Annotated in this window: 23 protein-coding genes and 1 tRNA gene; 1 reads left to right on the top strand and 23 read right to left on the bottom strand. The window is 60.4% G+C overall.

The genetic code is table 11. The annotated features are described in order from the left end of the window. Window positions 1–31: 31 nt before the first annotated feature. The 4 genes from SFY93_RS27375 to SFY93_RS27390 form a co-directional block, all read right to left on the bottom strand. Complete coding sequence (locus SFY93_RS27375) at window positions 32–538, bottom strand: hypothetical protein (protein ID WP_320445298.1); 507 nt, start codon at window positions 536–538, stop codon at window positions 32–34. 158 nt (window positions 539–696) lie between these two features. Beyond that, window positions 697–1005 carry a UBP-type zinc finger domain-containing protein gene (locus tag SFY93_RS27380; protein WP_320445299.1) on the bottom strand — a complete coding sequence of 103 codons (309 nt, stop codon included), beginning with the start codon at window positions 1003–1005 and terminating at the stop codon, window positions 697–699. 20 nt (window positions 1006–1025) lie between these two features. Next, window positions 1026–2735, bottom strand: coding sequence for an FAD-dependent oxidoreductase (locus SFY93_RS27385; RefSeq protein WP_320445300.1), 1710 nt, complete (start codon window positions 2733–2735; stop codon window positions 1026–1028). A 35-nt stretch (window positions 2736–2770) separates the two neighbouring features. Next, window positions 2771–2992, bottom strand: a complete 222-nt coding sequence (locus tag SFY93_RS27390; protein ID WP_320445301.1) for a hypothetical protein — start codon at window positions 2990–2992, stop codon at window positions 2771–2773. A 322-nt stretch (window positions 2993–3314) separates the two neighbouring features. On the opposite strand from SFY93_RS27390, the gene SFY93_RS27395 reads away from it, so the two are divergent. After that, a tRNA-Thr gene (locus SFY93_RS27395) sits at window positions 3315–3389 on the top strand. Between the two features lie 430 nt (window positions 3390–3819). On the opposite strand, the gene SFY93_RS27400 is transcribed toward SFY93_RS27395, so the two are convergent. From SFY93_RS27400 to SFY93_RS27490, 19 genes are all read right to left on the bottom strand, one after another. After that, window positions 3820–4335 carry an Lrp/AsnC family transcriptional regulator gene (locus SFY93_RS27400; RefSeq protein ID WP_320445302.1) on the bottom strand — a complete coding sequence of 172 codons (516 nt, stop codon included), beginning with the start codon at window positions 4333–4335 and terminating at the stop codon, window positions 3820–3822. Window positions 4336–4559: 224 nt separating this feature from the next. Next, complete coding sequence (locus tag SFY93_RS27405) at window positions 4560–5321, bottom strand: SDR family NAD(P)-dependent oxidoreductase (protein ID WP_320445303.1); 762 nt, start codon at window positions 5319–5321, stop codon at window positions 4560–4562. Next, a complete protein-coding gene (locus tag SFY93_RS27410) occupies window positions 5318–6826 on the bottom strand; it encodes a class I adenylate-forming enzyme family protein (protein WP_320445304.1) in 1509 nt (502 codons plus the stop codon). Before SFY93_RS27410 ends, SFY93_RS27405 begins: the two co-directional genes overlap by 4 nt. 24 nt (window positions 6827–6850) lie before the next feature. Further along, entirely contained in the window at window positions 6851–7840 is a 990-nt protein-coding gene (locus SFY93_RS27415) for an ABC transporter ATP-binding protein (protein ID WP_320445305.1), read from the bottom strand. Beyond that, the gene (locus SFY93_RS27420; RefSeq protein WP_414717161.1) at window positions 7818–8846 is read right to left on the bottom strand and encodes an ABC transporter ATP-binding protein; all 1029 of its coding nucleotides are present in this window, start codon (window positions 8844–8846) and stop codon (window positions 7818–7820) included. Before SFY93_RS27420 ends, SFY93_RS27415 begins: the two co-directional genes overlap by 23 nt. Before the next feature lie 7 nt (window positions 8847–8853). Beyond that, window positions 8854–9699, bottom strand: a complete 846-nt coding sequence (locus SFY93_RS27425; protein WP_320445306.1) for an ABC transporter permease — start codon at window positions 9697–9699, stop codon at window positions 8854–8856. 3 nt (window positions 9700–9702) lie between these two features. Further along, window positions 9703–10671 (bottom strand): ABC transporter permease, encoded by a 969-nt coding sequence (locus SFY93_RS27430; RefSeq protein ID WP_320445307.1) that lies wholly within the window; start codon window positions 10669–10671, stop codon window positions 9703–9705. Between the two features lie 14 nt (window positions 10672–10685). Continuing rightward, window positions 10686–12260 carry an ABC transporter substrate-binding protein gene (locus tag SFY93_RS27435; RefSeq protein ID WP_320445308.1) on the bottom strand — a complete coding sequence of 525 codons (1575 nt, stop codon included), beginning with the start codon at window positions 12258–12260 and terminating at the stop codon, window positions 10686–10688. A gap of 89 nt (window positions 12261–12349) precedes the next feature. Continuing rightward, window positions 12350–12775: a PaaI family thioesterase gene (locus SFY93_RS27440; protein ID WP_320445309.1), complete on the bottom strand. Its 426-nt coding sequence runs from the start codon at window positions 12773–12775 to the stop codon at window positions 12350–12352. Then, window positions 12772–13785: a quinone oxidoreductase family protein gene (locus SFY93_RS27445; RefSeq protein WP_320445310.1), complete on the bottom strand. Its 1014-nt coding sequence runs from the start codon at window positions 13783–13785 to the stop codon at window positions 12772–12774. Before SFY93_RS27445 ends, SFY93_RS27440 begins: the two co-directional genes overlap by 4 nt. Before the next feature lie 21 nt (window positions 13786–13806). Continuing rightward, window positions 13807–14928 carry a M14 family metallopeptidase gene (locus SFY93_RS27450; protein WP_320447866.1) on the bottom strand — a complete coding sequence of 374 codons (1122 nt, stop codon included), beginning with the start codon at window positions 14926–14928 and terminating at the stop codon, window positions 13807–13809. Continuing rightward, entirely contained in the window at window positions 14928–15788 is an 861-nt protein-coding gene (locus SFY93_RS27455; RefSeq protein ID WP_320445311.1) for a VOC family protein, read from the bottom strand. The genes SFY93_RS27450 and SFY93_RS27455 overlap by 1 nt, the downstream gene beginning before the upstream one ends. Window positions 15789–15863: 75 nt before the next feature. Next, window positions 15864–16583 (bottom strand): aspartate/glutamate racemase family protein, encoded by a 720-nt coding sequence (locus SFY93_RS27460; protein WP_320447867.1) that lies wholly within the window; start codon window positions 16581–16583, stop codon window positions 15864–15866. 618 nt (window positions 16584–17201) lie between these two features. Further along, a complete protein-coding gene (locus SFY93_RS27465; protein WP_320445312.1) occupies window positions 17202–19091 on the bottom strand; it encodes a feruloyl-CoA synthase in 1890 nt (629 codons plus the stop codon). 88 nt (window positions 19092–19179) lie between these two features. Continuing rightward, complete coding sequence (gene boxA, locus SFY93_RS27470) at window positions 19180–20373, bottom strand: benzoyl-CoA 2,3-epoxidase subunit BoxA (protein ID WP_320445313.1); 1194 nt, start codon at window positions 20371–20373, stop codon at window positions 19180–19182. Window positions 20374–20450: 77 nt separating this feature from the next. Further along, the gene (gene boxB / locus SFY93_RS27475; protein WP_120286981.1) at window positions 20451–21896 is read right to left on the bottom strand and encodes a benzoyl-CoA 2,3-epoxidase subunit BoxB; all 1446 of its coding nucleotides are present in this window, start codon (window positions 21894–21896) and stop codon (window positions 20451–20453) included. A 105-nt stretch (window positions 21897–22001) separates the two neighbouring features. Beyond that, entirely contained in the window at window positions 22002–23690 is a 1689-nt protein-coding gene (gene boxC / locus SFY93_RS27480; RefSeq protein ID WP_320445314.1) for a 2,3-epoxybenzoyl-CoA dihydrolase, read from the bottom strand. Window positions 23691–23801: 111 nt separating this feature from the next. Next, window positions 23802–24296 carry a DUF309 domain-containing protein gene (locus SFY93_RS27485; protein ID WP_320445315.1) on the bottom strand — a complete coding sequence of 165 codons (495 nt, stop codon included), beginning with the start codon at window positions 24294–24296 and terminating at the stop codon, window positions 23802–23804. Between the two features lie 12 nt (window positions 24297–24308). Beyond that, the gene (locus SFY93_RS27490) at window positions 24309–25127 is read right to left on the bottom strand and encodes an alpha/beta fold hydrolase (RefSeq protein WP_320445316.1); all 819 of its coding nucleotides are present in this window, start codon (window positions 25125–25127) and stop codon (window positions 24309–24311) included. Window positions 25128–25139 lie beyond the last annotated feature (12 nt).

The raw sequence follows: 25139 nt of genomic DNA on the forward strand, positions 1-25139 counted from the left end.
CGGCTATCGGCGGGAGATCGCCGCCCGGCGATCAGGCGAAGCCGCCGGGCATTGGGCGAAACTTCCTGATCGCAAGGAAGGTCGTGACGACGAAGAACACCAGCACGATGCCCTGAACAATCGCAAAAGGCGGCTCACTCGGCGGCACACTCGGTGCCAGCGCATGAAGCGGCGGGACCTTCAGGAAGCTCTGGATCACCAGCACGAACACATTGAGATAAAGCGAGATCATCGCAGTCAGCACGTAAATCCAGCGCCATGGCCCCGCCAGCTTCTGGCCGTACAGCGCCAAACAGGCGACCGCCAGCAGCACCAGCGAAATAATGCCGATGACATGCGACGGCAGCAATTTTTCGACCGGGAAAAAGAAGCCAGTCACGCTGGTCAGGATCGTCGTCAGCAGAAACAGACCGGTCCAGCCGGGCATCGGCTTTGACTTCAACAACCCGACCATTGCGACAAGGCCCGCGACGATGCCGATCAGGCTGACCACCACATGAAGCAACGTGAACGTTGCCAAGCTCATTCCTAGGACCATGATGCACCCCTGCTTTAGAACTTTTCAAATCTTAGGGTGCAGCGCGGGAACTTGCCAATAGTTTTTGGCTGATAGTCATCATATAGATTTGCGTGCAAGGCGCCGTTTCGTTCAAGACTTTCGCGTTCGATCAATAGAGCCGTGTCGGGACGATTGTCTCAGTAGTAGCGCGGGATCGGCCCGTTGTGCGGAGTCTTTCGATCCGACAAATCGAACATCACTTCATCGACATAGCACCAGCCCCAACCTTCAGGCGGATCGTAGCCTTCGATGATCGGATGCTTCGTAGTGTGGAAATGCTTGGTCGCGTGCTTGTTCGGGGAATCGTCGCAACAGCCGACATGACCGCAGGTCCGGCAGATCCGCAAGTGTAGCCATATGCTGCCCGTTTTCAGGCATTCCTCGCAGCCGAGTGCGCTGGGTGTCACATCGCGAATGCCGGAAATATGCGTGCAACCTTTGGGCATGATGATCTCCCGTTATGAACTCAAAGGGTCGGCGTGGCCGTATCGCCGAGAAAACCATGCAGCGCTGCCACCACTTGGGCGCCCTCGCCGATCGCGCCACCGACACGCTTCACCGAACCCGAGCGCACATCACCGACCGCAAAGACACCGGACACCGACGTCTCCAGCGCCTGCACGCTGCGGCCATTGGCGGGAATGCCGGTGATGATGAAGCCATGACGATCAAGGGTGACGCCGCAATCCGCCAGCCATTCGGTGGCGGGGTCGGCGCCGACAAACAGGAACAGATTGCGGATGTCGGCGCAGGACTCCTCGCCGGACAGCCGACTACGGGTACAGATCCGTTCGAGCCCCACTTCCTGCGTCCCCTCCAGCGCCACGACTTCGGTGTTGAAGACCAGCTCGATATTCGGTGTCGCCTCGATGCGCTCGATCAGATAGCGCGACATGCTGGCGCCGAGACCTCCGCCGCGGATCACCATATGCACCTTGTTGGCCTGGCTCGCGAGAAACACCGCCGCCTGACCTGCCGAATTGCCACCGCCGACCAGGTAGATTTCCTGCTCCCTGCAGAGCCGCGCCTCGATCGGAGATGCCCAGTACCAGACGCCGCGACCTTCGAAATCGGCGAGCCGCTCGATATCCGGCCGGCGATAGCGTGCGCCCGATGCCACCACAATGGCCTTGGCACGCATGACATCGCCATCGTCGAGTTCAAGAGCGAACAATCCGTCCTTGCGTGAACAGTCCAGCGACTTCACGGCGGCCGGGATCATGATATCGGCGCCGAATTTCTGTGCCTGATTGAAGGCCCGTGCCGTCAGTGCCATGCCGGAGATGCCGGTGGGGAAACCGAGATAGTTCTCGATCCGCGCACTGGCGCCGGCCTGTCCTCCGAATGACTTGGCATCGCACACCGCGATCGACAAGCCTTCGGACGCGCCATACACCGCAGTGGACAGGCCCGCGGGTCCGCTGCCGACGATGGCGACGTCATAGGTCTTGCCCTTGGCGATATGGCTGATCATGCCCATCGCGCGGGCGAGTTCGGAGAATGACGGATTGCGCAGCACCGTGCCGTCGGCCACCACCACCAGCGGCAGATCCTCCGGCGACGGCGTATAGCGCGCGATCAGATCGGCGGCGTCCTTGTCCGTTGCGGGGTCGAGCAGATGATGCGGATAACCGTTGCGGCTGAGAAAACCCTGCAGGCGAATGACATCGCTGGAATTGGCCGCGCCGATGAAAGCCGGACCGCCAGCGCTGCCCTGCAGGAGGTTCACCCGACGCAGGATCAGCGCACGCATGATGCGCTCGCCCAGATCCGCTTCCGCGATCAGCAGCGCGCGCAGCCGTTCCGGCGGAATCAGCAGCGTCTCGACATCGCCTTCAGCATGACCGTCAACCAGCGCGACGCGGCCCGACAGTTGCGCGATCTCGGCGACGAACTGTCCGGTGCACTGATCGGCCACCGGCGTGATACGGCCAAAACCGTCGCGCTGGGTGATCGTCACATGTCCGGACAACACCACGAACATGCCGGGACCGGGCTTGCCGGTCTCGAACAGGCAATCGCCATCCTTGTAGTGCCGGATCTCACCGAAGCGGCGCATCCGCTCGATCTCCGCCGCCGTCAGCACGGGAAAAGTCTGATCGTGACGCGGCAGCGCCGCCCGCGGCGCGTAGGCCGGCAGCTCGGCGCTGGATGATGCCTGGGATTCTGATGACATTTAAACTCGCATGCTCACGCGGCGGACGGGTGCCATCAATCCCGATCGGGATCGACGGGTCTTGAACAGAAGTCCTGTATCTTATCGGCGTCCGATGACGCCTCGACTGCGACGGCATCGCTGGCCTGACTGGCGCGCCCGCGCATTTGCACCTTCCGGCGCTTGAGATTTTCACGCAGCGCCTGGCGCAGCCTGTCCTGACGGGCAGTTGCACTTTCCTTGGCGGGTTTGCTCGGCTTATCGGTCATGGCTGTCATGGTCGATCGAATGGCGTGCACAGATGCGCCCGATTGGATCCTGTAACCCATACATAACCGCCTTCAACGCGTCAGGCGAGATGATCGACTTCGAGGTGATGATCCGGCCAATGAAGGCTCTGCCGGCGGTTATCGAGGCCATGGGGAACCCGATCGACTCGCCAATGGCGAAGCGCAAGGCGGCTGCAACCGCAACAGGCCACCACACCCCTGTTATAATGATGCATTCTAAGTGCCACCCGCGCTTGCGCCGCCCGTGACCTTGTGGCAAGGATCGCCCCGCTTGGTAGGCGCCCTCGAGGCTGATTCCTGCACCCAGCATGCTGCCGTAGCTCAGTGGTAGAGCACTCCATTGGTAATGGAGAGGTCGACAGTTCAATCCTGTCTGGCAGCACCATTTTCCCCAGTTAAATCAATAAGTTCTCCCGACCGAGGCACCTGACAATCAGGCAGCTCGCGGCAGAACAGAACGCGAAATCGCGGTTCAATACGGGAATATCCGGAGCTCTGTTCCCTGCCTGTTCCAATCGCCCGGCATAAGCAGACGTATCACCGGACTCAAACGAACTTGAAACAGCCCCCTTTGCGGGGGCGGTACGCTTGTGGCTTTGAATGATGGACCAAATCGAGACGACCGCCGCAACCCCGCCCTAACCGGCGGTTTTTTCGTTTGGCGCACATAATGCCTCTGCCGACCCCCGTCGAACCGTAGAAGACGCAGATGCTATCGGCCGGCACGTACCGCTCTAGCCGGAAATCGTGGAACGGTGCTGCCCGCAGCACACGAACGATTACACTCAATGCGGCAGCTTCGGAGCCGCGGCATCTCAATGTGACAGGGAATGCGCCGCCGAAGATGTATCGCCCCGCCCCTGCTTCACCAAAGCATTCATGAGTGGCAATTCGGTCGTCGACTTGATCTGCTCCATGGTGAACATCGACGACACATCATGCAGATCAATCTTCGCGATCAGCCGCTGATAAAGATCATCGTAGGCCCGGATATCCGAGACCACAGCCCGGATCAGATAGTCCACGTCACCGCTCAGGCGATAGAAATCAACCACCTCGGGGAAGCTGACGACGATCTTCCGGAAACGCTGAACCCACTCCGCGTTATGCTGGTTCGTTCGCACGGCGATGAAAACGCTGACGCCCAAATTCAGCTTGTCTGCATCGAGAAGTGCGACGCGTCGCTTGATGTAGCCAGAGCTTTCGAGCTTCTGAATGCGACGCCAACACGGCGTGGAACTCAGACCTACGCGATCAGCCAGGTCCTGCATTGAAAGGCTGCTGTCTACCTGGAGTGCCGCGAGAATTTTGCGGTCGAGCTCGTCGAGCATAGTTGCCTCCGATGAAAGGTGTACGCAGAATATTTCTGCCGTTCATTGCCATCGTGACGCAATGCTATTGCGAGATTTGGAAGTTCGCGAGCATAAACAATTATCATCGCTGCGCATTCGAGCAGCAGCCTGGCGTCAAAAGCGACGCCCCCGCTGACGCAGCGCTAATATGAATTCGCCACCGTGTGTCGCGATATTGGCTCGTTGATTGAACGCGTGGCCTCTTACAGTCGCTGGCCACCGCTGGCATCGATCTGCTGGCCAGTGACCCAGCCCGCTTCGTCCGACGCGAGAAAAACGACGACCCTTGCGATATCGTCGGGTTGCCCGACCCGGCCGAGCGCGACTGTCTCAGCCACTGCGCGACTGGCTACCGGATCGCGCGCGACGATGTTCATGTCGGTCGCGGTCGCACCGGGCATCACGGAATTCACCGTGATCTGTCGACCACCGAGTTGAACGGCCAGCAATCGGCCCAGCGCTTCCAGACCCGCTTTGGCCGGCGCATAGGCGGCCATGGTCGGATAGGCCGAACGCGTCCCCATCGACGAGATATTGATGATACGGCCACCATCGCGCAGATGCGGCATCAGTGCCTTGATCAGAAAGAACGGCGATTTCAGATTGGTCTGCAGCAGAAGATCGAAGTCGTCCTCGGAAATGTCCTCGATGACCGCGCGTTTTCCGACGCCGGCGTTGTTAACGAGAATGTCGAATGCAGGGTTGCCATGGCGCTCGGTCAGTTCGGCATCAAAATCCGCGGCCAAGGCGGCTGCGCCACCGCGTTCCGAGAGATCGGCCTTGATGGCAAAGGCATCGCCCCCAGCAGCGGCGATGGCCGCCACAGTCGCGTTCGCGGCATCGACCGAGGCGTTGTAATGAACCGCAACGGTTGCGCCGTCCTTCGCCAGGCGAAGCGCGATAGCCTGACCGATCCCCCGACTCGCGCCAGTGACCAGCGCGATTTTTCCTGCCAGCCCGCTCATGCGGACCAGCCGTGACTGGCTTCCAGGCTCCGCGCCCTGTCGATCAGCGCCTTGCGATCGATCTTGTTGGTGCCCGCCCACGGCAATTCGTGGACGAATTCAACGCGGCGCGGGTGCTGATATGCCGGACCATTGGCGATGGCGAACTGACGGATATCATCGAAGCTCGGAATCGGCTGGGCGCGCGTGACGATAAAGGCGACCGGCACCTGGCTCCGTTCCTCGTCGGGCAACGGCACCACCGCCGCCTGCTGGACCTGCGGGTGACGTTCCAGAAGCTTTTCGACTTCGCCCGGATAGATGTTTTCGCCGGAGCAGACGAACATGTCATCGGCACGGCCTACGAAGAAATAGAAGCCGTTGGCATCGCGGCGCATCACGTCGCCACTGTAGTACCAGCCGTCGGTCAGCACCTTGGCGGTCTGCTGCGGCAGATTGTGATAGTGATCCAGCACTGCTGGATTTCGCATCAACAACACGCCTTCATTCTCGGTGCCGTTGACGAGCCGAACATCCTCCAGACGGATCGGATAGCCCAAGCCCAACGGCGGCGTCGGTATCTTGTCGGGATGCGGGCCAAACACAGCCGGTCCGGCTTCCGTGGTACCATAGCCCATCGTCATCACCACGTTGGGCAGGGCCTGCTTGATCCTGTCCCACAGACCCATGGTCATCGGTGCCGATCCAAGCATCAGGCGACGAACCGAGGTGATATCATTCTTCGCCAGCAGTTCCGTTTCCTTGATGACACGGGCCCACATGGTGGGAACGGCCGTGGCAGCGGTCACCTTGTACTTGGCGATGGCCTCAATATAACTGCGGGTCTCGAACGACGGCAGCACCACCACAGACGCATTCTGAGCGAAAATCGTCTTGATGGCGAACAGGCCATTCATGTGAAACAGCGGCTGCGCGATGATGTAGCGATCATCCTGATTGAGCGCACCGCTGGTCCGTGTCGAGATCGCCCAGAGTTGTCCGTAATGCGATAGCGGCACGCCTTTGGGCCGGCCGGTGGAGCCGGAGGTGTAGAGCATTTGCCCGATCTCTTCCCGCGTCGTCTCGACGGCGGTGAACGCTGTGGGCTGGATGGTCGCAGTAAAGCCGCTTGGGCCGCTGTCGTCGAAATTGATGATGGGAATGCCGTCGCGCACCATCGACCGATTGGCATTGTCGACGAATGCCAGCGCGATCTTCGCATCGTCCATCACAAAATCGACCGTGTCGCGCGCAGCCTTGATATTGACCGGAACAGCGATGCATCCGGCGCGCATGATGCCGAAATAGCAGATGATGTACTCGGCGCGGTTAAACGACAGGATCGCGACATGCGTGCCGCGCTTGTAACCACTATCGACAAGATACTGGGCGACCCCGTTTGCCATCTCGTCGATCTGACGGTGCGTGTAGCGCCTGGGATGCGCGGGATCGATCAGATCGATGACCGCCTCCCGATCAAGGTCACCGCTGCGATCGATCAGGTCACCGAGATTATTCCACCGCATTGGCAATGCTCCACTTCTGAGAACTCAATTGGCCACTCGCGCGACACGCGGCAGCGCCGCGGGTTGTTCAAGCAGATCGTAGTGACAGGCCACCTTGCGGCCATCGGAGACATCGCGCAGCATCGGTCGCTCCTCGCGGCAAAGCGCCTGAGCGTAGGGGCAGCGCGTATTGAAGCTGCAGCCTGGCGGCGGATTGAGCGGGCTGGGCAACTCACCCTGCAGCACGCTGCGGGTGCGGCTGCGTGCAATGCGCGGATCGGCGACCGGCGCGGCGGCAAGCAATGCCTCCGTATAAGGATGCGCCGGTCTATCCCAGACGTCCTCGCTTTGGCCTGTTTCGACGATCCGACCGAGATACATCACGATCAGCCGGTCCGAAATATGCTCGACAACCGAAAGATCGTGCGAGATGAACAGATACGACACGCCCGTTGCCTGCTGCAGGTCCTCGAGCAGATTGATGACCTGCGCGCGCACCGAAACGTCCAGCGCAGATACCGGCTCGTCGCAGATAATGACCTTGGGCTTGAGCGCAAGTGCACGCGCAATGCCGAGACGCTGGCGCTGGCCGCCGGAGAACTCATGCGGATAGCGCCGCATCGCATCGGCCGGCAGGCCCACCTGTCCCATCAGCTCAATGACACGATCCTTGATATCACGGCGCGACCAGCCGGCGACGCTGAGCGGTTGCCCGACGATGGTGCCGACGTCGTGACGTGGATTGAGAGAGCCATAGGGATCCTGGAAGATCATCTGCATCGACTTCCGCGAGGCCTTCAACGCGCCGGCCTGCATCCGCGTGACATCGTGACCATCGAGGAAGACGCGTCCGTCGGACGTCGGCACCAGACGCATGATCGCCTTGCCGAGCGTGGACTTGCCGCAGCCGGATTCCCCGACCAGACCTACGGTCTCTCCGGGTTCGAGGTCGAAACTCACATCGTCGACCGCCCGCACGACACCCTGCGCGCTCTGGTATTGGACACAGAGACTAAGCACCGATAGCAGCGGCATCGCGCGATAACTCCTTCTCGGCAGCAAAACAGGCGGCGGAACGGTGCGGTAGCAACGGCGCCAGCTGTGGTCGCTCGGCACGGCAGCGATCGAATACATCGGGACAACGGTTCTGGAAGGCGCAGCCCTGCGGCAAATCGGACAGCGCCGGCACGTTGCCCGTAATTTCGACGAGACGACTGCCACGTCGGCGCTGTGCCGACGGCGTCGCCCCCAGCAAACCCCGCGTGTAGCGATGCAGCGGCCGCTCGAACAATGCCTCCACAGGCGCTTCCTCGACCTTGCGGCCGGCATACATCACGGCCACCCGGTCGGCGACTTCGGCAACCACGCCGAGATCGTGGGTGATGATGATGAGACCCATATCGGATGAGGACTGCAACTCCTTCATCAGTTCGATGATCTGCGCCTGGATAGTAACGTCGAGCGCAGTGGTCGGCTCGTCGGCGATCAGGAGCTTTGGCCCACAAGCAATCGCCATGGCGATCATGACACGCTGGCTCATGCCACCAGACATCTGGTGCGGATAATCATTGAAGCGGCGTTCCGCATCCGGGATACGCACCCGCCGTAACAACTCGACCGCGCGGTCTCTTGCCTCGTGACGCGACACTTCATTGTGGCGCCTGATTGCCTCGATCAGCTGATCCCCGACCGCGACCACGGGGTTCAGCGACGTCATCGGATCCTGGAAGATCATCGAGATGTCCTTGCCGCGGACCCGCTGCATCTCGCGCTCGGACAAGGCAGCGAGATCACGCCCCATGAAGCGGACGGCGCCACCGACGATCTTTGCCGGCGGGTTCGGCAACAACCGCATGATCGCCAGCGCCGTCAACGACTTGCCACAGCCGGATTCACCGACGATGGCCAGAGTCTCGCCGGCCGAGACTGTCAGCGACAGACCATCGACCGCAGGCAACACGCCACGGCGCGTGAACAACGACACCTGCAGGTTCTCAATGGAGAGGATTGGCGTTGGACCGGCCTTGTTGCCCATGCCCATGATCATGTCAGCGATCTCGCAGCTTGGGGTTAAGCGCATCGTTGAGGCCATCGCCCACGAGATTGAGCGCCAGCACGGTGAGCATGATCGCAAGACCTGGCACCGCACAGATGTACCAGGACGAGCGAATGAGCGTCCGGCCGTCCCCGATCAGCTGTCCCCAACTGGTGACATTGGGATCGCCGAGCCCGAGGAATGCCACAGCGGACTCGAACAGAACGGCTCCGGCAACGACCAGTGATGACAGCACGATTACCGGCGGCAGTGCATTCGGCAGTATCTCGCCGAACATGATCCGCAGACTGCCCATCCCCATGGCCCGGCAGGCCTGCACAAATTCGCGGTCGCGCAGCGACATGAACTCTGCACGCGTCAGCCGCGCGATCGGCGTCCAGGTCACCACACCCACGGCGATGGTGACATATTCGATCTTCTGCCCGAGGATCGATACGATGGTCAGCACGAAGATCAGGTTGGGGATGGTCTGGAACAATTCGGTCAGACGCATCAACAGCTCGTCGACCCAACCGCCGACATAGGCCGCGGTGGCGCCAACAGTGATGCCGATGATGGTGGCGGTCAGGCTGGCGCAGAGGCCGATCAGAAGCGTGGTGCGGGCGCCGTGGGCAATCATCGCTGCAATGTCACGACCCAGAGAATCCGTGCCAAGCGGATAACGCGACGACATGAAGGGCCAGATCTCCGGCCGCCCGACAATACGAAGCGGGTTGCGTGGGAACCACCATGGCGCGGCAATAGCAACACCGACGACGACCAGGACGAGAAACAGACCAACCAGCGCCGCGCGGTTGCGGGCGAAGCGCCGGGCGAAGTCGATGAACAATGTCAGCATGATCTACCTCGCCTTGATCCGGGGATCGAGCCGCAGATACAATAGATCGACGGTCGCGTTGCAGACCGCGACCAGCAGCGAACCGAGGACGAGCACACCGAGCACCATGGGAAAATTGCGACTCATCACGCTGTCGAACAGCAGGCTGCCGATGCCGGGCCAGCTAAATACCGCTTCGATAACGACGCTGCCGCCAAGCATGGTGCCAAGCTGCAATCCGAGCAGCGTGACGATCGGCAACATCGCGTTGCGCATCACATGTGCCAGGACCACACGACCGCCCGACAGGCCTTTGGCACGCGCCGTCCGCACGAAATCCAGCCGGGCCACCTCCAACATTGAGGCTCGCATCACGCGGGCGAAGGTCGCAGCGTAGAACAGTCCTAGTGCCGTTGCGGGAAGGACGAGATGATGCATCACATCCAGAACGGCACCGAAGGCACTTTCGTCGACGCCGATGGTGCGCATGCCGCCCACCGGAAACCAGCCGAGCTTCACCGCAAACATCACCGTCATCATAATGCCAAGCCAGAAGCTCGGTGCAGCGAAGAAGAATACCGCACCGAGCGAGATCAGATTATCCCAGATTGTGTTGACCTTGATCGACGCCAGCACGCCGGCCGTGACGCCAACGAGCAAAGCAATTCCGATTGCCGCCAGCATCAGGATCAACGTCGCCGGAAGCTGCTGCATGATCACATCAAACACCGGGGCGTTCTGCCGGTACGAATAGCCGAGGTCGAGCCGCATTACCGACCAGATATATTTGGCGAGCTGCACCGACACCGGCTGATCGACGCCGTAGGTGTGACGCAGCTGATCCAGCATCTTCGGGTCGGTGATCTGCTGTTCGGACGTCATTACGTCGAACAGAGTCCCCGGCGCCAGATGGATCAGAACAAAATTCATCACAATGACCGCGAAGATCAGCGGAATGATTTGCACGAGCCTGCGGATGATGATGCGACGCACGTTTGCCTCCGCTCTCAGCGGTCCAGCCAGACCTCGGCCCAGCTTTCGCCCATGAAGTCCGCTGTCAGCGAATGATCGCGGACATCAGAACGAGCGATCGTCACGGGTTCAAGGTCGACCATCGGAAGGACCGGCGCGTCGCTCGCTGCGAGCTTGTCGAACTCGTGCACCAGCGATACGCGCTTCTTCTCATCGGTCTCGATCGCCATCTTGCTGACGGTTTCGTCCATCTTCGGATTGGAATAGCCCGTGGCGTTGCGGAAGGCCGCCCCCCTCACGATACCGTCGGTGGTGTAGTATTGCGTTGTCTGCGGGATCGGCTCGATGCTGGCTGAATTGTTCGACACCGCGACGTCATAGTCATAGTCGGTATAGATGCGTTTCAGCGAGGTCGCGCGATCGGGGATCGCCAGATCGACGGTGATGTCGACGTCCTCGAAGGCCTGCTTCAGATACTGACCGATCTTGACGTTTTCCTCGAACCACCCGGCCGATACCAGGCTCATCTTGAAGCGCGAACCGGCCTTCACCGGATAGCCGGCAGCATCGAGCAACGCGGCCGCCTTTTTAACGTCGAACGGATAATCCTGAACGTCCTTGGTGAAGAAGATCGAATTCGAGAAGTGGAGAGCACCAAGCGAGGGACGCGCGCGACCGAAGAAAACCGTATCCGCGATGAAGCTGCGGTCGATCGCATGAAGCAGGGCCTGACGCACCTCGCGCTTCTTGAAGATCTCGCGACGCTGGTTGAACTCGACACTCGTGATCCACGCCGAATTCGAATAGCCCTTGGTCTCGGCAACGAACTTCTTGGTGGCCGTCAGGCGCGCGATGTCCGGCGCAGGAATCGGATTGAATGTGCCTATATCAAGCTGGCCAGCCTCGAACGCAGCCGACCGCGACGCCGGATCTCGCCACCAGCGGATCACCAGCTTGTCGAGATAAGGCTTGCCAGCATTCCAATAGGTGTCATTGCGGGCATATTCGACATGGCTGCCGCGCACCCACTCCTTGACCTTGAAAGGACCGGTGCCGATCGGCGTGTTGTTGATCGGATTGGTAATGATGTTCGACCCGTCATAGATATGCTTGGGAATGACGAGGCCGGCCTTGCCGGCCAGCACGGACTTTAGGAAGAATTCTGGCACCGGCACTTTGAATTTCAGCACCACGGTCAGCGGATCCACGGCCTCCGCGGTCAGCAGAGCATCGAGCGTGACGCCAGCGGAGATCGGCTTCCAATACTGGATCGCATTGAAGACCAGATCGTCCGAGGTCAGCGGCTTGCCATCATGCCAGATGACGTTCGGACGTAGCTTGATCGTGTAGCTGCGAAAATCCTCTGCCGGTTCGATCCCGAGAGCCAGCACCGGTTCGAATTTGAGATCGGCGGTCAGGCGGATCAGCCGCTCGAACACCTTGGTCGACGTGAAATACGGGCTGGAGCCGCCACCCGCTGGAACGAACAGCGATTGCGGCTCAAATCCGCCCCACGTGCCGACCAGCGTGCCGCCGCGCTTCGGCGTGGCCGTTGCAGCACTGGAAGAGCCGGCGAAGCCGGACGCCAGAACGGCGCCGGCTGTCGTCATCAGAAAATCACGTCTGCTAAAACCGCTCATTGTTCTTCCTTTGTTGCAAACAGGAGACGGCCCCGTCGCGCGTTCCTGCTATTATTTGCTTAAAGCGTCGAATAGGTGCCGCGACCGATGGCGAGCAGCGCCCCCTTCTCGTCAAACACATCGACGTCGGCGACGCCGACGCTCTTGCCGGCACGGCGCACCCGCGACACGGCTACCAAGGCGGTATCGACAGCCGGCTTCAGGTAATCGACCCGGAAGTTCACGGTCGGAAGGCCGCGCCCGACCATCATGCCGACGGCGAAATCGCCGACGGTGTCGATGACCGAGGCAATGACACCGCCATGCCATTGCTTGGAGCCCGGGCGGCGTTCGAATTCCGGCCGCATCGGCGACCGCATCGTCACTTCCTGCGTTACCGGATCGGCCTTGATCACCTCAAGGCCGAGGAACAGGTTGAACGGCGACACATCCAGCATTTGCTGAATCTCAGGGGCCGTCAGCGTCTTGACGTCGGGCTTGCTCACGGCGTCACCACGACTTTGCCGAATACCGCACGATCCTCAATGATGCGCACAGCCTCCTTCGCTTCCTCCAGCGGATAGGTCTTGTCGATCAGTACCTGCAGCTTCTTGGCGGTGACGAGATCGAACAGTTTTGTGATATCGTCACGTTCCCAGCCGTTGGAGCCCTTGATCTCCAGTTCGAAGGTCCAGATGAAGCGAAGATCTTCAGTAGGCGAGTAGCCGGCAGTCGCACCGCAAGTCAGAATGCGGCCTCCGAGCTTCAGACAGCGCAGCGATTTGACCCAGGTATCACCGCCGGTGAAATTGACGACCACATCGACACCGCCACCTTCGACGAAGCGACGACGATGCGGCTTGCCGTGGCGCTCATAGATCGTCTTCATGAAATCGGACTGGGTGTAGAGGATGATCTCGTCCGCGCCGAGCTCCGTGAGCCTCTTGCCCTTCTCCTCGCTGCCGGCGCAGGCGATCACATAAGCACCTGCTAGCTTGGCGAGCTGAACGCAACATACGCCGACGCCACCACTGGCGCCAAGAATCAGAACCTTCTCGCCGGCCTTGATCTGGCCGATGGTGTTCATCATGCGGATTGCGGTGCCATAGGCGACCGGCAGCGCGGCCGCCTGCTCAAAGCTGACACCTTCCGGAATCTTGACGAGCTGATGCGCCTTGGCGCGACAGAATTCGGCGAGTCCGCCGTCCTGGGTCTCGCCCATCAGGCCACCTTCGACGCGGTTGACCGGATCGATCAGCACGCGATCACCGACGTTCCAGCCAGTAACGCCCGCGCCAAGCTCGGTGATCTCACCGACCACGTCGAGGCCAATGATGACAGGCAGCGGCACCTTGATGCCGGGCATACCGCGGCGGGTGAAAACGTCGTGATAGTTGATCGACGATGCCCGCACGCGGATAACAACGTCGCCCTCGCCGGCCTTCGGCGTCGGATAATCCGCCGTGAATTGCAGCTTATCGTTATCGCCGTGTTCGTAAAGGACAACTGCTCGCATGATCTATCTCGCTCCGTTGGTTCAGGCTGCGGCAGAGAGGGACCAGCTTGCCAGCCCCTCCACCGCCTGTTGAGTGATGGAAATGGCTTGTTCTGTGGTCTCTTCACGCCAGTGCGACGACACGGGCACGAAGCAATCGTGCAGGTCTGCGCGCAGCATGCGAACGCGCTCGCTGTCTTTCTCGGCCTTGAACTTCAGCCAGAGATCGAGCTGCAAGGCGCGACGAACCTTGGTACCGCGCGTACCGAATTCGATCACTGCGCCGACCATCGGTCGCACGCCGAGGAACCTGGTCATGCCGTGAAACACCAGTCCCTGATAATTGGGCCGCGCAAAATTGTTCGGCTTCTGGCCGAAGATGCGGTCACGCCCCCACCAGCGCACGGCTTCCGCATGAAGCGCGCCGCCTTCGGGGTTGAAGCACAGGAAGAAGGACTCGCCGAAATCACCGATGCCGGTATGCCAATCGATGAAGCCGATACGCTCGGCCGCGCCGAGATGATCGGCGATGATGGTCTCCAGAGTCAGATTGGACCACTCGCGCCCGGAGCCGCCATAGTTGGAACCATCCGGGAAGTCGTACTGCCCGCGCGCCAGCGTGTCGAACAGACCGTCATCGCCATGCGCGTCCTTGAAGGCTTCCACGGCGTCGGCGTAGATCTGCAGGGCTGCCGGCGTCCAGTCCTCCGGAAGGAGATGCGGATAAAGCTTCGCATAACCCGGATTGCCCGGACGGGGCGTGGAAAAATCGATGAAATTGCGATTGAGATCGACATTGTTCTCGGTGGTCCGCGTGCCCCAGGCAAAGCCGTAGGGATTGATCGCGTGAACAAAGAGAATCGACACGCCACGCGGAAGGGCGCGTGCAAAATTGCTCTGCATCCAGCCGATCTGCGCCGCCGAACCACTGAGGCCTTCGAGGCCGTGAGTACCGCTAAGGATCACCAGTTGCGACGCTGCGCGCGGATCGCCGAGCCGCGCCACATCGATGCACAGATCCTGGCCATTCGGGCCCTTGAGCGCCGGATGGGTGTAGGTGGTCAACGCGGCGCCGACGTCATTCGCAGCGTTGCGAAACTTCACGCGCGCGCCGTCATAGTCGAGCGCAAAACTCCGAGTGAAATCATTAGGGAGCGCTACCATCACGCCGTGAACCCCAGAGCGACGTTGGCTGCGTCGGTATGCGACACGATGATGCCGTCCGCATAGGGCTTGAAGGAAACGCCGGCCGCATCGAATACGGCGCGCGGCGTGTCGAGCAACGCGACCTTGAACACCAGCGCGACCATGCGATCAGTGCCATCCTCGCTGGCAAGCGCCGCACCGGCATAGCGATCCGCGACCGCTGCCGGATCGAGCACGAAGATCGTCGCCGCACCGGCGCTGAACGAAAAGCCGCCACCCATCGGCGTCAGGAGCGGTGCGCCGAACATGCGTTCATAGAGCGCTGCAGTTCGTGCCGGCTGCTGCGAGGCGATGACAAATTCGACGATTTCAGTGGCGCCATTGGCATGCGTCTGCCATTCGGGGCGCCACACCAGTTCCGGCGTATCATGATGGCAGAAGAACGTGCGGCCGTTTTGCACTTCGTCGCCCGCCACGCGGATGACCTTGAAACGCGCGTCTTGGGCGCCGCCCGGCAATTCGACCGGCCGCGCAAAGCTCATTGGCTCCATGACGGGAACCGCATTGTCCTTCAACGTCGCATAGACCAGATCGGCATCGACGGATTTGAAAACAAGCCCGCTTAATCCCGGCGGATGCGCCCAGAGATCAGCACGCATCGTTTCGCGCCCCGGCAGGTAGCCAAGCAATTCGAGATAGTTCGTGCCGAAGATTGCCAAGTTATTACTGGAGCCGAGCGTATGGTGACCGCGCTCCGTCAACTGAAAGCCGAGGCGCATATATTGCGCAGCAGCCTCATCAAGCTGGCCCATCACGTTGATGACCACGTGATCGAGGACCGGCGAGATCTTACGTTGCGCAGTACGCATATCACTCATACGAAAGCCTCATTGCCTTCCAGGTTAGGGAGACCAGCAAGATCGATGCCAATCCAAAGAACAATCACGCCGATGTCATGCAGCACGTGGTCGCGGTTCTTCCTTCGCCATGGAAAAGGCGAGCGCCGCATCCGCATGAAGAATCGTTGAATCGAAGACTGGAAGATCGATGTGCTCGGGGCCGACCAGGAGACAGATCTCGGTACAACCAAGAATTACGCCGTCAGCGCCACGCTCTTTTCCCCGTGCAATCGCATCGAGATAGAGACGGCGCGAATCCTCGCGAACAACGCCCTGGCATAGTTCATCGAAGATGATGTCGTGAATGAACACACGATCGGCCTCAGCGGGAATAACGGGATCTAGCCCGAACCCCTCGCGCAATCGCGTCACATAGAAGTCCTGTTCCATCGTGTAGCGCGTTGCCAGAAGTAGCGGCCGCTGCAGCCCTGCAGCCTTCACGGCAGCGCCGGTAACGTCGGCAATGTGAAGAAGCGGGATCGACACTGCTTGCTGCACTTCGTCGGCAAGCTTGTGCATTGTATTCGTGCAGATCAGAATGCAACCAGCACCGCCTCCTTCCAGATCGCGCGCGATGTCAGCGAGAACCTGACAGGCCTCGTCCCAACGCCCTTGTTTCTGCAAGCTGACAATCGCGTCGAAGTTGATCGAGCGCATCAGAATATCCGCGGAGTGGAGCCCACCGAGTTCGGCGCGGACTTGCTCATTCAGCCGGCGATAGTAAACAGCAGTACTTTCCCAGCTCATTCCACCAATCAAACCAATCGTCCGCATTACTATTGCTCGCTCTGTCCAGTCGATGTGCTTGACGGAACGATAGCATCGGCACCGCGCAATCCGATTGCGGATCGCGGTCATCATACTCAGTTTGCCTGAGAAGAAACTTCATAGTTCGAGCGATCGGCGGAATAGGATTTCAAATTTTCCGATCCGTCGCATCAACGTTTCTTCGCTCGGCCCTGACAGACCAGAATGATGCAACGACGTGCAGCGCCGGGAGTTGCCGTGTGTGTCGCGTGAAATCTCACTGTGTGAGAAGAATGCCGGAGTTCGGTCTGCACCGGGAGTAGAACTCAGTGCAACTTAACACGCATGCGGATCAGACACGTTCCGCGAACACTCCGCATGAGCCGTTCATCGAAAACAAACGAGGTCGCCTCCTGGAGGGAAAGGCGACCTCGTGGAGCGCGCGAATGCCCTCGCGCCGGTCCATGTGCTCTGGGGAAGAGCGCCATATTTGACCACGGCGGCCGCGCTGGGGTGTGACGACAGCATGACACCGCCTGTGACAGTTGATCGCATCGGCAGATTCTTGCGTGTGGCCGCTCGACCTGATGCCTTCCATCAACGCAATATTTTTAATCCCGAAGCATCGTTCGGATTCTGAACGTCCTAGGCATGACGGGTGTATTGCTCGACACTCGCGCAGATTATCAGACGACCTGAGACCCCTCTGTTCAGATCTTCGACGTCGACTGCACGGCGCGCCAGAACGGCGCGCTGGTTGACGTAGCCCTTGTCAGTAATCTCGCCGCCATCGACAGATAGCGGCTCTGCCAGCAACAGCGCGCAAGTTGCATGGGTGGAAGACCCCCCGCCTGCCGCCTTCAGTCTTGCGAGCCCTTCCCCTATGGACGAACGCACATTTTCACAGTCAAGCACGGCATTGATGCTCGCTGATTCCGGCAGGCCGGACACCGCGCGACAGGCAGCCAGATTGGGAACGAGAAGGAATCGCACATCCTCGCCGCCATGGCCGGCCACGACAATATCTTGAACCAGCGGCGCCAACGCGGAGATTCCCGCCACGCGCAACGTTCCGACGTTGACCCATGTGCCTGATGTCAGCTTGAAATCCTCGGCGATGCGCCCGTCGAACAGCAAGCCTTGCGCCGGATCAGCCGGATCTGCAAATGCAACGGCATCGCCGATCAGATAGAAGCCGTCTGCATCAAAAGCTTTCGCGGTGAGGTCCGGCGCCTTCCAGTAGCCCGGCGTCACATTGGGCCCACGCACCCGCACCTCGAACTTGCCGTCCGATGGCACGAGCTTTAGCTCCGTACCGGGAATCGGCACGCCTATATTGCCTGATCTCGGCGCCTGAAAATGACAATCGGTCGCGAGTGGCGATGTTTCCGTCGATCCCCAGGCGGAAACCATCGGCAACGGACGCCCGATTGTCTCGATGGAAAGTGTCTCCAGCGCCGACCACGTGCTCTGCGGCAGGGCCGCACCGGCATAGAAGACGAACTTCACCTCGCTGAAGAATCGCTCTCGCAACCCATCGTCCTTCCGCAGGGATGCAATAAGCATGTCGAAGCCACGCGGCACGTTGAAATAGACCGTCGGCATGATGCTGCGCAGATTGGCGATCGACCTCGCGAACAATCCGGGCGCGGGCTTGCCACTATCGATATAAAGCGTTCCGCCGTTGCGAAGCACCATATTGAAGTTGTGATTTCCCCCGAACGTATGGCTCCAGGGCAGCCAGTCGAGAAGGACGAGTTCGCTCTGCGGCGCTTCGAGAAACGGCCAGGTCTGTGCCTTGGCCTGCTGGCTCGAGGTCAGCATGCGCTGGGTATTGATGACCGCCTTCGGCGCGCCGGTCGATCCCGACGTGAACAGGAATTTGGCGATCGTGTCGGCATCGATCGCCGCGAAGGCACGATAGATGGCTGCGCTCACCGGCGTCGTGACCACATCAGCATATGACCACGCCTTTCCGGCGGTCGCGCCACCACCGATGATGGCAGCAGTGTGAAACGGGGCGATCGCAGCGAGGGCCTGACCGAACCGATACAAGTCCGAGACGTAGATGGCACCGGGATCGAGAAGCTGAATTGCGCCACGCAGCTTTTCGAAGTCCTGCGACATCAGCGAATAGGCCGGCGAAATCGCAGCAACGGGCACACCGACATGCATCGCTGCCAGGGCGAGAACCGCATGCTCGATGCCGTTGTCCGATAGCACCGCGAGGGGCCGCTGCGCACTCATCTCTTGTGCAAGAATCCAGCTAGCCGCGCCGCGCACCCGCCGAAGCGTCTCAGCATAGCTCAGCGTCACCCAAGGCAAATCCGGACTGGACCGCTCCGCCAAAAAGATCTGCTCCGGCGCCCGTTGTGCCCAATGTTCGAGCCAGTCCCCGACACAACGCGCATAGGGACGCAGCCCTGTGTCGGATCGAAGAAGGATCGTACCGTCGGATCGCTGTTCTGCGTCAACCGACGGCGTCAGAAAAAATGGACTGCCCGAGCCAGCCGCATTGTCGCGGTCCAGAACCATCGCTTCTCTCCCCCATAACGTAGCCGTCTCTGTTCTTATTCGGGCTTTTCAGTCGAACCGGTCGTTGCCAGTTCGGATGCAACATCGATCAGTAAGTCTCGACGTGATATCTTCCACCGCCGCGCATCGCCGCTTTCAGATCCGACCAATCCATCGACGCGGCGCGGCAAATATCGGCGAAAGCCTCTTCGACGCCGCTTTCCATGCCTTTCAACCCGCAGATATAGACGTGGGTCTGCACGTCGCGCAGCAGCGACGTGATCGCAGCAGCTTCGCTGCGGATGCGATCCTGCACATAGATCCGTGGTTCGCCAGGCACGCGCGAGTAGCAGAAGTGCTTGCCCAGCAACTCCTCCGGAACCTTTTGCAGCGGACCGAAATAGGGCAGTTCCTCAGGACGGCGCGCACCGAAGAACAGGAGCAGCCGCCCGGGCGCGCCGGGCATCGCGCGCCGGCGGCGCTCCGTGAAGCCACGGAATGGCGCAGAGCCTGTGCCGGTACAGACCATGAGAACATTCGCCGACGGATCGTTCGGCAGCAGGAAGGTGGCACCGAATGGCCCGGTGACTTCGACCTTTGCGCCACGCGGCAGATCACAGAGATAGTTCGAGCAAAGCCCACCGACTTCACGCTTCACGGTCAGCGCCAGATTGTTGGTATTCGGCTTCTCGCCATCGCGCGAACTAGCGATCGAATAGAGCCGCACCTGATGCGGCTTGCCGTCCGCGCCCAGGCCCGGTACGACGATGCCGATGCTCTGGCCTTCGAGGATGGGAAACGGCTGCTCGCCGAAATCCAGGATGATATGGCGCACGTCGGAGTCGGCCGTCGCGTGGGTTAGCCGGAAATTGCCGGTCACTGTGGCCAGTGCGGGCTTGCCGCGGTTATAAAGATTGACCGACGCCTTGCTCGATGACAGCGGCGCGACGGGCTTTCCGCCCAGCCCCTTGCGTGCTTCTTCGAGCAACGCGCCGATCTCATCCTCGAGTGCCTCGATGGCGCCCGCGCCGGCACTATTGTCCGCGATCTCCTCCTGCGCCGGCAGGTCGCTCCAGGAGAACTGCTCGTCGAGCGAATACGGCGCCGCGACGACGCGCCAGTTGTCGATCGCGCCGGTCGGGCATGGCGAAATGCAATCCATGCAGTAATTGCAGATCTCTGCGTTGACGACATAGTTGTTGTCGTCATGCGTCACCGCATCGACCGGGCAGCTCTCCTCGCAGGTGTTACACCTGATGCAGATTTCCGGATCGATCAAATGCTGTTTGAAAGGAGCGTTCATGGCAAATCCCGCGCGTGCCATCGAGGACTGACAGCGGCGGAAGGAAGCTGGAAGTCCTTCCGCCGTGTGCGCTCGTTTCAGGCCGCAATCTTCACATATTCGAAATCGCCGGGCTTGTTGTCGATCCCGACCTTGGGTGCCGATATCCAGCTGGCGAACTTGCCGGGCTCGCTGACCGCCGTCATCAACGACGCGATGAAATCACCGTCGTCAACGGACGGCAGATAGTCGTTCCTGGCTTTCGCCCACGCAGCATCGCTCATGATGATGCCCTTCGGCGAAGCGTTCACATCGCGGAATTCACCGATCTGGCGATGGAACGCGGTGTGAGGCAGATCGAAGCGGAAATTGACGCCGGCCTTCTCGATGATCTTGTTCCAGCGCTCGACGCCCTTGGCACAATCTGCGGTGTAGTCGTCGCGCAGGCGCATATTGAGCGCGGTCAGCGCCGGCTCGTCGACCAGCTTGATTTCGCCATCGACGAATTTCAGGACCTGATAGATGTCGTTGGTGAGCTGGTGATCGTCCTCGATCTTGGTCTCCTGGAATCTTCCCTTCAGTCCGGAATTGTAGAAATTCGCGGCATTGGTCGAGACTTCCGAGCCGAACAGATCGAGCGACAGCGAATAGTGCAGGTTGATCTTCTTCTGCATGGTCGGCAAGTCGATCACGCCGAGCGCACGAATTTTTTCGATAGCGTTGGGATCCTCGATCCCCGCCGCCTTCATCGCTTCGCAGGTTCGCTGCAGCACGCGGCCGACGCCGGTCTCGCCGACGAACATATGATGCGCCTCCTCCGTCAGCATGAAGCGGCAGGTCCGCGACAGCGGGTCGAAGCCGGATTGCGCCAGACTCTCCAACTGCATCTTGCCGTCGCGGTCGGTGAAGAAGGTGAACATGAAAAAGGACAACCAGTCCGGCGTGGCCTCATTGAACGCACCGAGCATGCGCGGCGCATCGGCGTCGCCCGAGCGACGACGAAGAAGATCGTCGGCCTCCTCGCGGCCATCGCGGCCGAAATATTTCTGCAGCAGATAGACCATCGCCCAGAGATGGCGGCCCTCCTCCACATTGACCTGGAACAGGTTGCGCAAGTCGTAGAGCGACGGCGCGGTCTGGCCAAGATGACGCTGCTGCTCGACCGAGGCCGGCTCGGTGTCGCCCTGGATCACCACGAGACGGCGGAGCATCGCGCGATATTCGCCGGGCACTTCCTGCCAGGCGGGTTCGCCCATGTGTCGTCCGAAATTCACCTTGCGCTCGGTGTCCTGCGGCGCCAGCAACACGCCCCAGCGATATTCAGGCATCTTCACATAGTCGAACTTGGCCCAGCCTTTGGGATCGACCGATATAGCGGTGCGCAAATAGACGAGGGATTCCTGAAAACCTTCAGGCCCCATGTCGTTCCACCAATCGAGATAGCCGGGATGCCATCCCTCCAGCGCCTTGAGCACCTGGCGATCCTCGGCCAGATTCACGTTGTTCGGAATCTTGGTGCTGTAGTCGACATTCATGATGTTCATGACTGGGATCTCCCGCTGTATTTCTGATCGTTCGAATTGGGCAAGCCACCGACTTGCATTTACCCAAAGAGTGACACATGGCCGCGCTGTTCCAGTTGCGGAGGCTTACACGCGCGTCATGTCGAACTGCGCCTTCTGGCCGGTGCCGTAACGTCCAAGCGCGCCGTTCTCACCGACCGCATTGGGCCGCTGGAAGATCCAGTTCTGCCAGGCGGTCAGCCGCGAGAAGATTTTCGATTCCATCGTCTCCGGCCCGACAAATCGCAGATTGGCTTCCATGCCCGTGAGGCTATCGGGTGAGAAGCTGCAGCGTTCTTCGAAGAACACACGCACCTCGTCATCCCAGTCGATGTCATCGAGCGCGAAGGTGACGAGCCCGAGCTGCTCGGCGGTTTCCGCATCCAGCGGCTCACCAATCCTCGCTTCCGCGCGGGTGACATCCTCCGCATCGGCCTGGAAGCGCGACTGCAGCCGCGTCAGCCCGTGGCTCATCGGGTAAGGTCCGAAATTCATCGCGCTCAGCACGATAGCTGGCGGCGCGCGGTTGTCGCCCTGCTTTTGGCCGACCAGCATGTAGGAGCGGTCCGCAGCGAAGACGAGTTCGGCCAGCGTTCCGACAAAGCACGAGCCCGGCTCGACCAGCGTCACCAGCGTGCGCGAGGTCACATCGATGCGCTTCAGCACCCGCTTCCAGTATTGCCGTATCTCATTGACCAGCCAATGCGCCTTGTGCGTTTCGAGGAAGGCGTCATGAGCCAGCACATTGGCGCCTTCGCCATGCGACTTGAACACCAGCATGGCGGTCTCAAGTTCATTGATCCGCAGATGCAGAATGGCGTCGTCCAGCTCGCGCGCCACCTGCAGCGGCCAGAAGGAAGCGCCCTGCGCCATCATGCCCTCGACATCCGACGGCGCCGCAGCGTCAGGCGCTTTAATCGAGATAGTAGCAATTCGCTCTGCGCGATTGATATCGACATTGACCAGACCGTAACGAATACCGCTGTCATCGAAGCGGCGATTCAGCGGTGCCAGCTTGAGACCCTCGCCCGCGCCACTACGTTTCGACGTCGCCAGAAACTCTTTGGCCCGCTCCGCGACCTTGGCTTCAAGCTTGCTGTTCGGAATGATGTCATCGACCAGCCGCCACGCCACTGCGCGCTTGCCTTTGATGCCTTCCTCGATCGTGCAGAAGTAATCTGCGTGATCGCGGCGCACCTTGCGCTTGTCGACCACGCGCGTCAGACCGCCAGTGCCCGGCAGCACCGCCAGCAACGGCACTTCCGGCAGCGCCACCGCCGCCGAACCATCGTCCGCCATGATAATGTGATCGGTGGCCAGCGCCAGTTCATAGCCACCACCCGCAGCGGTGCCGTTGATTACCGAAATGAAGCGCTGGCCGGAATTTTCGCTCGAGTCTTCAAAGCCGTTGCGAGTCTCATTGGTGAATTTGCAAAAATTGACCTTGTGAGCATGGGTAGCGCCGGCCAGCATGCGGATATTGGCGCCAGCGCAGAACACGCGGTTCTTCCCGGAGCGCAGCAGCACGACCTTGACCTCGGGATATTCAAAACGAAGCCGCTGCACGGCATCCGCCAGTTCGATATCGACGCCAAGATCGTAGGAGTTCAGTTTGAGCTGATAGCCCTCGAACAGACCGCCATTCTCATCGACATCCATGGTGAGCGTCGCCACGTCGTTATCAACACTGAGCTTCCAGTGGCGGTAGCGCGACGGATCGGTTTGGAAGTCGATAAATTTGGCGCCGTTCGAGAGAACGCGTTGCTCTGCGGCCATGCTTCACCCTTTGACAGTCTTGATTTATGCGCCGTGCGCCTTGGTTATATGCACAATAATTCATGATATTGAGGGCGTCTAGGAAAATTCGATAGAATTATGCATTTTCTTTCATGCTCCAGTGATCTTGACCGGACCCCGCTCGGCCTCGTCGATCGCCAGTTGATGCGCGAGCGCAGACGCCAGCATCGCGACCGGAAAGTGCTCGGAAAAGCTTCCGGCAATACCCGCTGGCGGGCGCATGGCGAGTTCATCGAGTTCGGATAGTGCGTCCTGTAGCAATCGATGTGCCGCGCGCGGCCGCTGCAGACTGAGTTTCAGATTGGCATTGGCAACCTGAATACAGGCGCGAAGCAGAATCCGGTCGCGCCCTCTTTGCGGCGCTACCTTCCAAACAGCCTCGAGAATTTCGTGAGCCTCCCAGAAGAAGCTGGCATCGTTGAGCGCGAGCCCGTAGCGCAACGCCGGATCATCCGCCGGGACAAACCGGGCATAGCGCAGCGGGACCAGCTCCTTGGCCTGCGCCAGCGCGTCGTGATCAGCCTTCGTCTGCTTGCCGAGCCGATAGGGCCAGCGCGGCATCGCGAGAGAAGGAGTGACAGTCACGATCGTGCCCGCTTACGCAGCGCGTAATTCGCCCTCGCCGTGAAAATGCAGCAGACGATTGGCAAAATCCGCCACGGCCCGCAAGGTTGCCTCGGGGGCTTCGCGATGGGGCGAATGCGCAGCGCCCGGAATGATCTCGACATCCACCGGGCAATAGCATTCGGTCTCGGCGATCTCGATCTGCTTCATGGTGCCGTACTGATCGTCGGCTCCCTGCAAAATCTGCACGGGCACGCGCACATAAGCGAGATAGTCGGAAATATCCCAGTCGCGGAACTGCGGGTCGAGCCATGCGCCGTTCCAGCCATAAAACGCGTTGTCGACGTCATCATGCCAGCGCGCGAGCTTGGCTTTCAGGTCGTCCTCTTCATACGCCCTCTTGATGTCGGCGATGGACGCTACGGAAATATCCTCAACGACGAAATGCGGCGCGATCATCGAGACGCCGCGGATGCGATGATCCTGAATGCCGCCGGCATAGATTGCGGCGATGGATCCGCCATCGGAATGACCGACCAGCAAGCCGCGGCGAAAGCCGATGGCATCGAGCAGCTGCGGCAGCACCTCAAGTGCTTCGACATGCATGTAGTCCAGCGGCCGCGGCAGCGCGACCGGCGTCGATGCACCGTAGCCGGCGCGCGAATAGACGAAGACGCCGGCCCCGGTCGCCGCCTGAAGCCTGTCCGGGAAGTCGCCCCACAGCGCGACCGAGCCCAGCCCTTCATGCAGCAGCACGATGGTCGGCGCCACATCCGGTTGCGGACCGATCATGCGGTATTCGAGTTCGGACGCACCGATGGTCAGCCGTCCCGCGGATTGCAATGCACTCATCTTGTCATCCAT

The sequence above is a fragment of the Tardiphaga sp. 42S5 genome (assembly GCF_034044155.1).
Classification (GTDB): Bacteria; Pseudomonadota; Alphaproteobacteria; order Rhizobiales; family Xanthobacteraceae; genus Tardiphaga; species Tardiphaga robiniae.

What these genes read in the sequence shown, in the direction of transcription:
- SFY93_RS27460 (WP_320447867.1), bottom strand. Translation starts at nt 16,583, where the DNA reads ATGCGGACGATTGGTTTGATTGGTGGAATGAGCTGGGAAAGTACTGCT.
- boxA (WP_320445313.1), bottom strand. Translation starts at nt 20,373, where the DNA reads ATGAACGCTCCTTTCAAACAGCATTTGATCGATCCGGAAATCTGCATC.
- SFY93_RS27390 (WP_320445301.1), bottom strand. Translation starts at nt 2,992, where the DNA reads ATGACAGCCATGACCGATAAGCCGAGCAAACCCGCCAAGGAAAGTGCA.
- SFY93_RS27415 (WP_320445305.1), bottom strand. Translation starts at nt 7,840, where the DNA reads ATGCCGCTGCTATCGGTGCTTAGTCTCTGTGTCCAATACCAGAGCGCG.
- SFY93_RS27420 (WP_414717161.1), bottom strand. Translation starts at nt 8,846, where the DNA reads ATGGGCATGGGCAACAAGGCCGGTCCAACGCCAATCCTCTCCATTGAG.
- SFY93_RS27465 (WP_320445312.1), bottom strand. Translation starts at nt 19,091, where the DNA reads ATGGTTCTGGACCGCGACAATGCGGCTGGCTCGGGCAGTCCATTTTTT.
- SFY93_RS27405 (WP_320445303.1), bottom strand. Translation starts at nt 5,321, where the DNA reads ATGAGCGGGCTGGCAGGAAAAATCGCGCTGGTCACTGGCGCGAGTCGG.
- SFY93_RS27410 (WP_320445304.1), bottom strand. Translation starts at nt 6,826, where the DNA reads ATGCGGTGGAATAATCTCGGTGACCTGATCGATCGCAGCGGTGACCTT.
- SFY93_RS27385 (WP_320445300.1), bottom strand. Translation starts at nt 2,735, where the DNA reads ATGTCATCAGAATCCCAGGCATCATCCAGCGCCGAGCTGCCGGCCTAC.
- SFY93_RS27380 (WP_320445299.1), bottom strand. Translation starts at nt 1,005, where the DNA reads ATGCCCAAAGGTTGCACGCATATTTCCGGCATTCGCGATGTGACACCC.
- SFY93_RS27450 (WP_320447866.1), bottom strand. Translation starts at nt 14,928, where the DNA reads ATGGTAGCGCTCCCTAATGATTTCACTCGGAGTTTTGCGCTCGACTAT.
- boxB (WP_120286981.1), bottom strand. Translation starts at nt 21,896, where the DNA reads ATGAACATCATGAATGTCGACTACAGCACCAAGATTCCGAACAACGTG.
- SFY93_RS27490 (WP_320445316.1), bottom strand. Translation starts at nt 25,127, where the DNA reads ATGAGTGCATTGCAATCCGCGGGACGGCTGACCATCGGTGCGTCCGAA.
- boxC (WP_320445314.1), bottom strand. Translation starts at nt 23,690, where the DNA reads ATGGCCGCAGAGCAACGCGTTCTCTCGAACGGCGCCAAATTTATCGAC.
- SFY93_RS27435 (WP_320445308.1), bottom strand. Translation starts at nt 12,260, where the DNA reads ATGACGACAGCCGGCGCCGTTCTGGCGTCCGGCTTCGCCGGCTCTTCC.
- SFY93_RS27400 (WP_320445302.1), bottom strand. Translation starts at nt 4,335, where the DNA reads ATGCTCGACGAGCTCGACCGCAAAATTCTCGCGGCACTCCAGGTAGAC.
- SFY93_RS27375 (WP_320445298.1), bottom strand. Translation starts at nt 538, where the DNA reads ATGGTCCTAGGAATGAGCTTGGCAACGTTCACGTTGCTTCATGTGGTG.
- SFY93_RS27455 (WP_320445311.1), bottom strand. Translation starts at nt 15,788, where the DNA reads ATGAGTGATATGCGTACTGCGCAACGTAAGATCTCGCCGGTCCTCGAT.
- SFY93_RS27425 (WP_320445306.1), bottom strand. Translation starts at nt 9,699, where the DNA reads ATGCTGACATTGTTCATCGACTTCGCCCGGCGCTTCGCCCGCAACCGC.
- SFY93_RS27445 (WP_320445310.1), bottom strand. Translation starts at nt 13,785, where the DNA reads ATGCGAGCAGTTGTCCTTTACGAACACGGCGATAACGATAAGCTGCAA.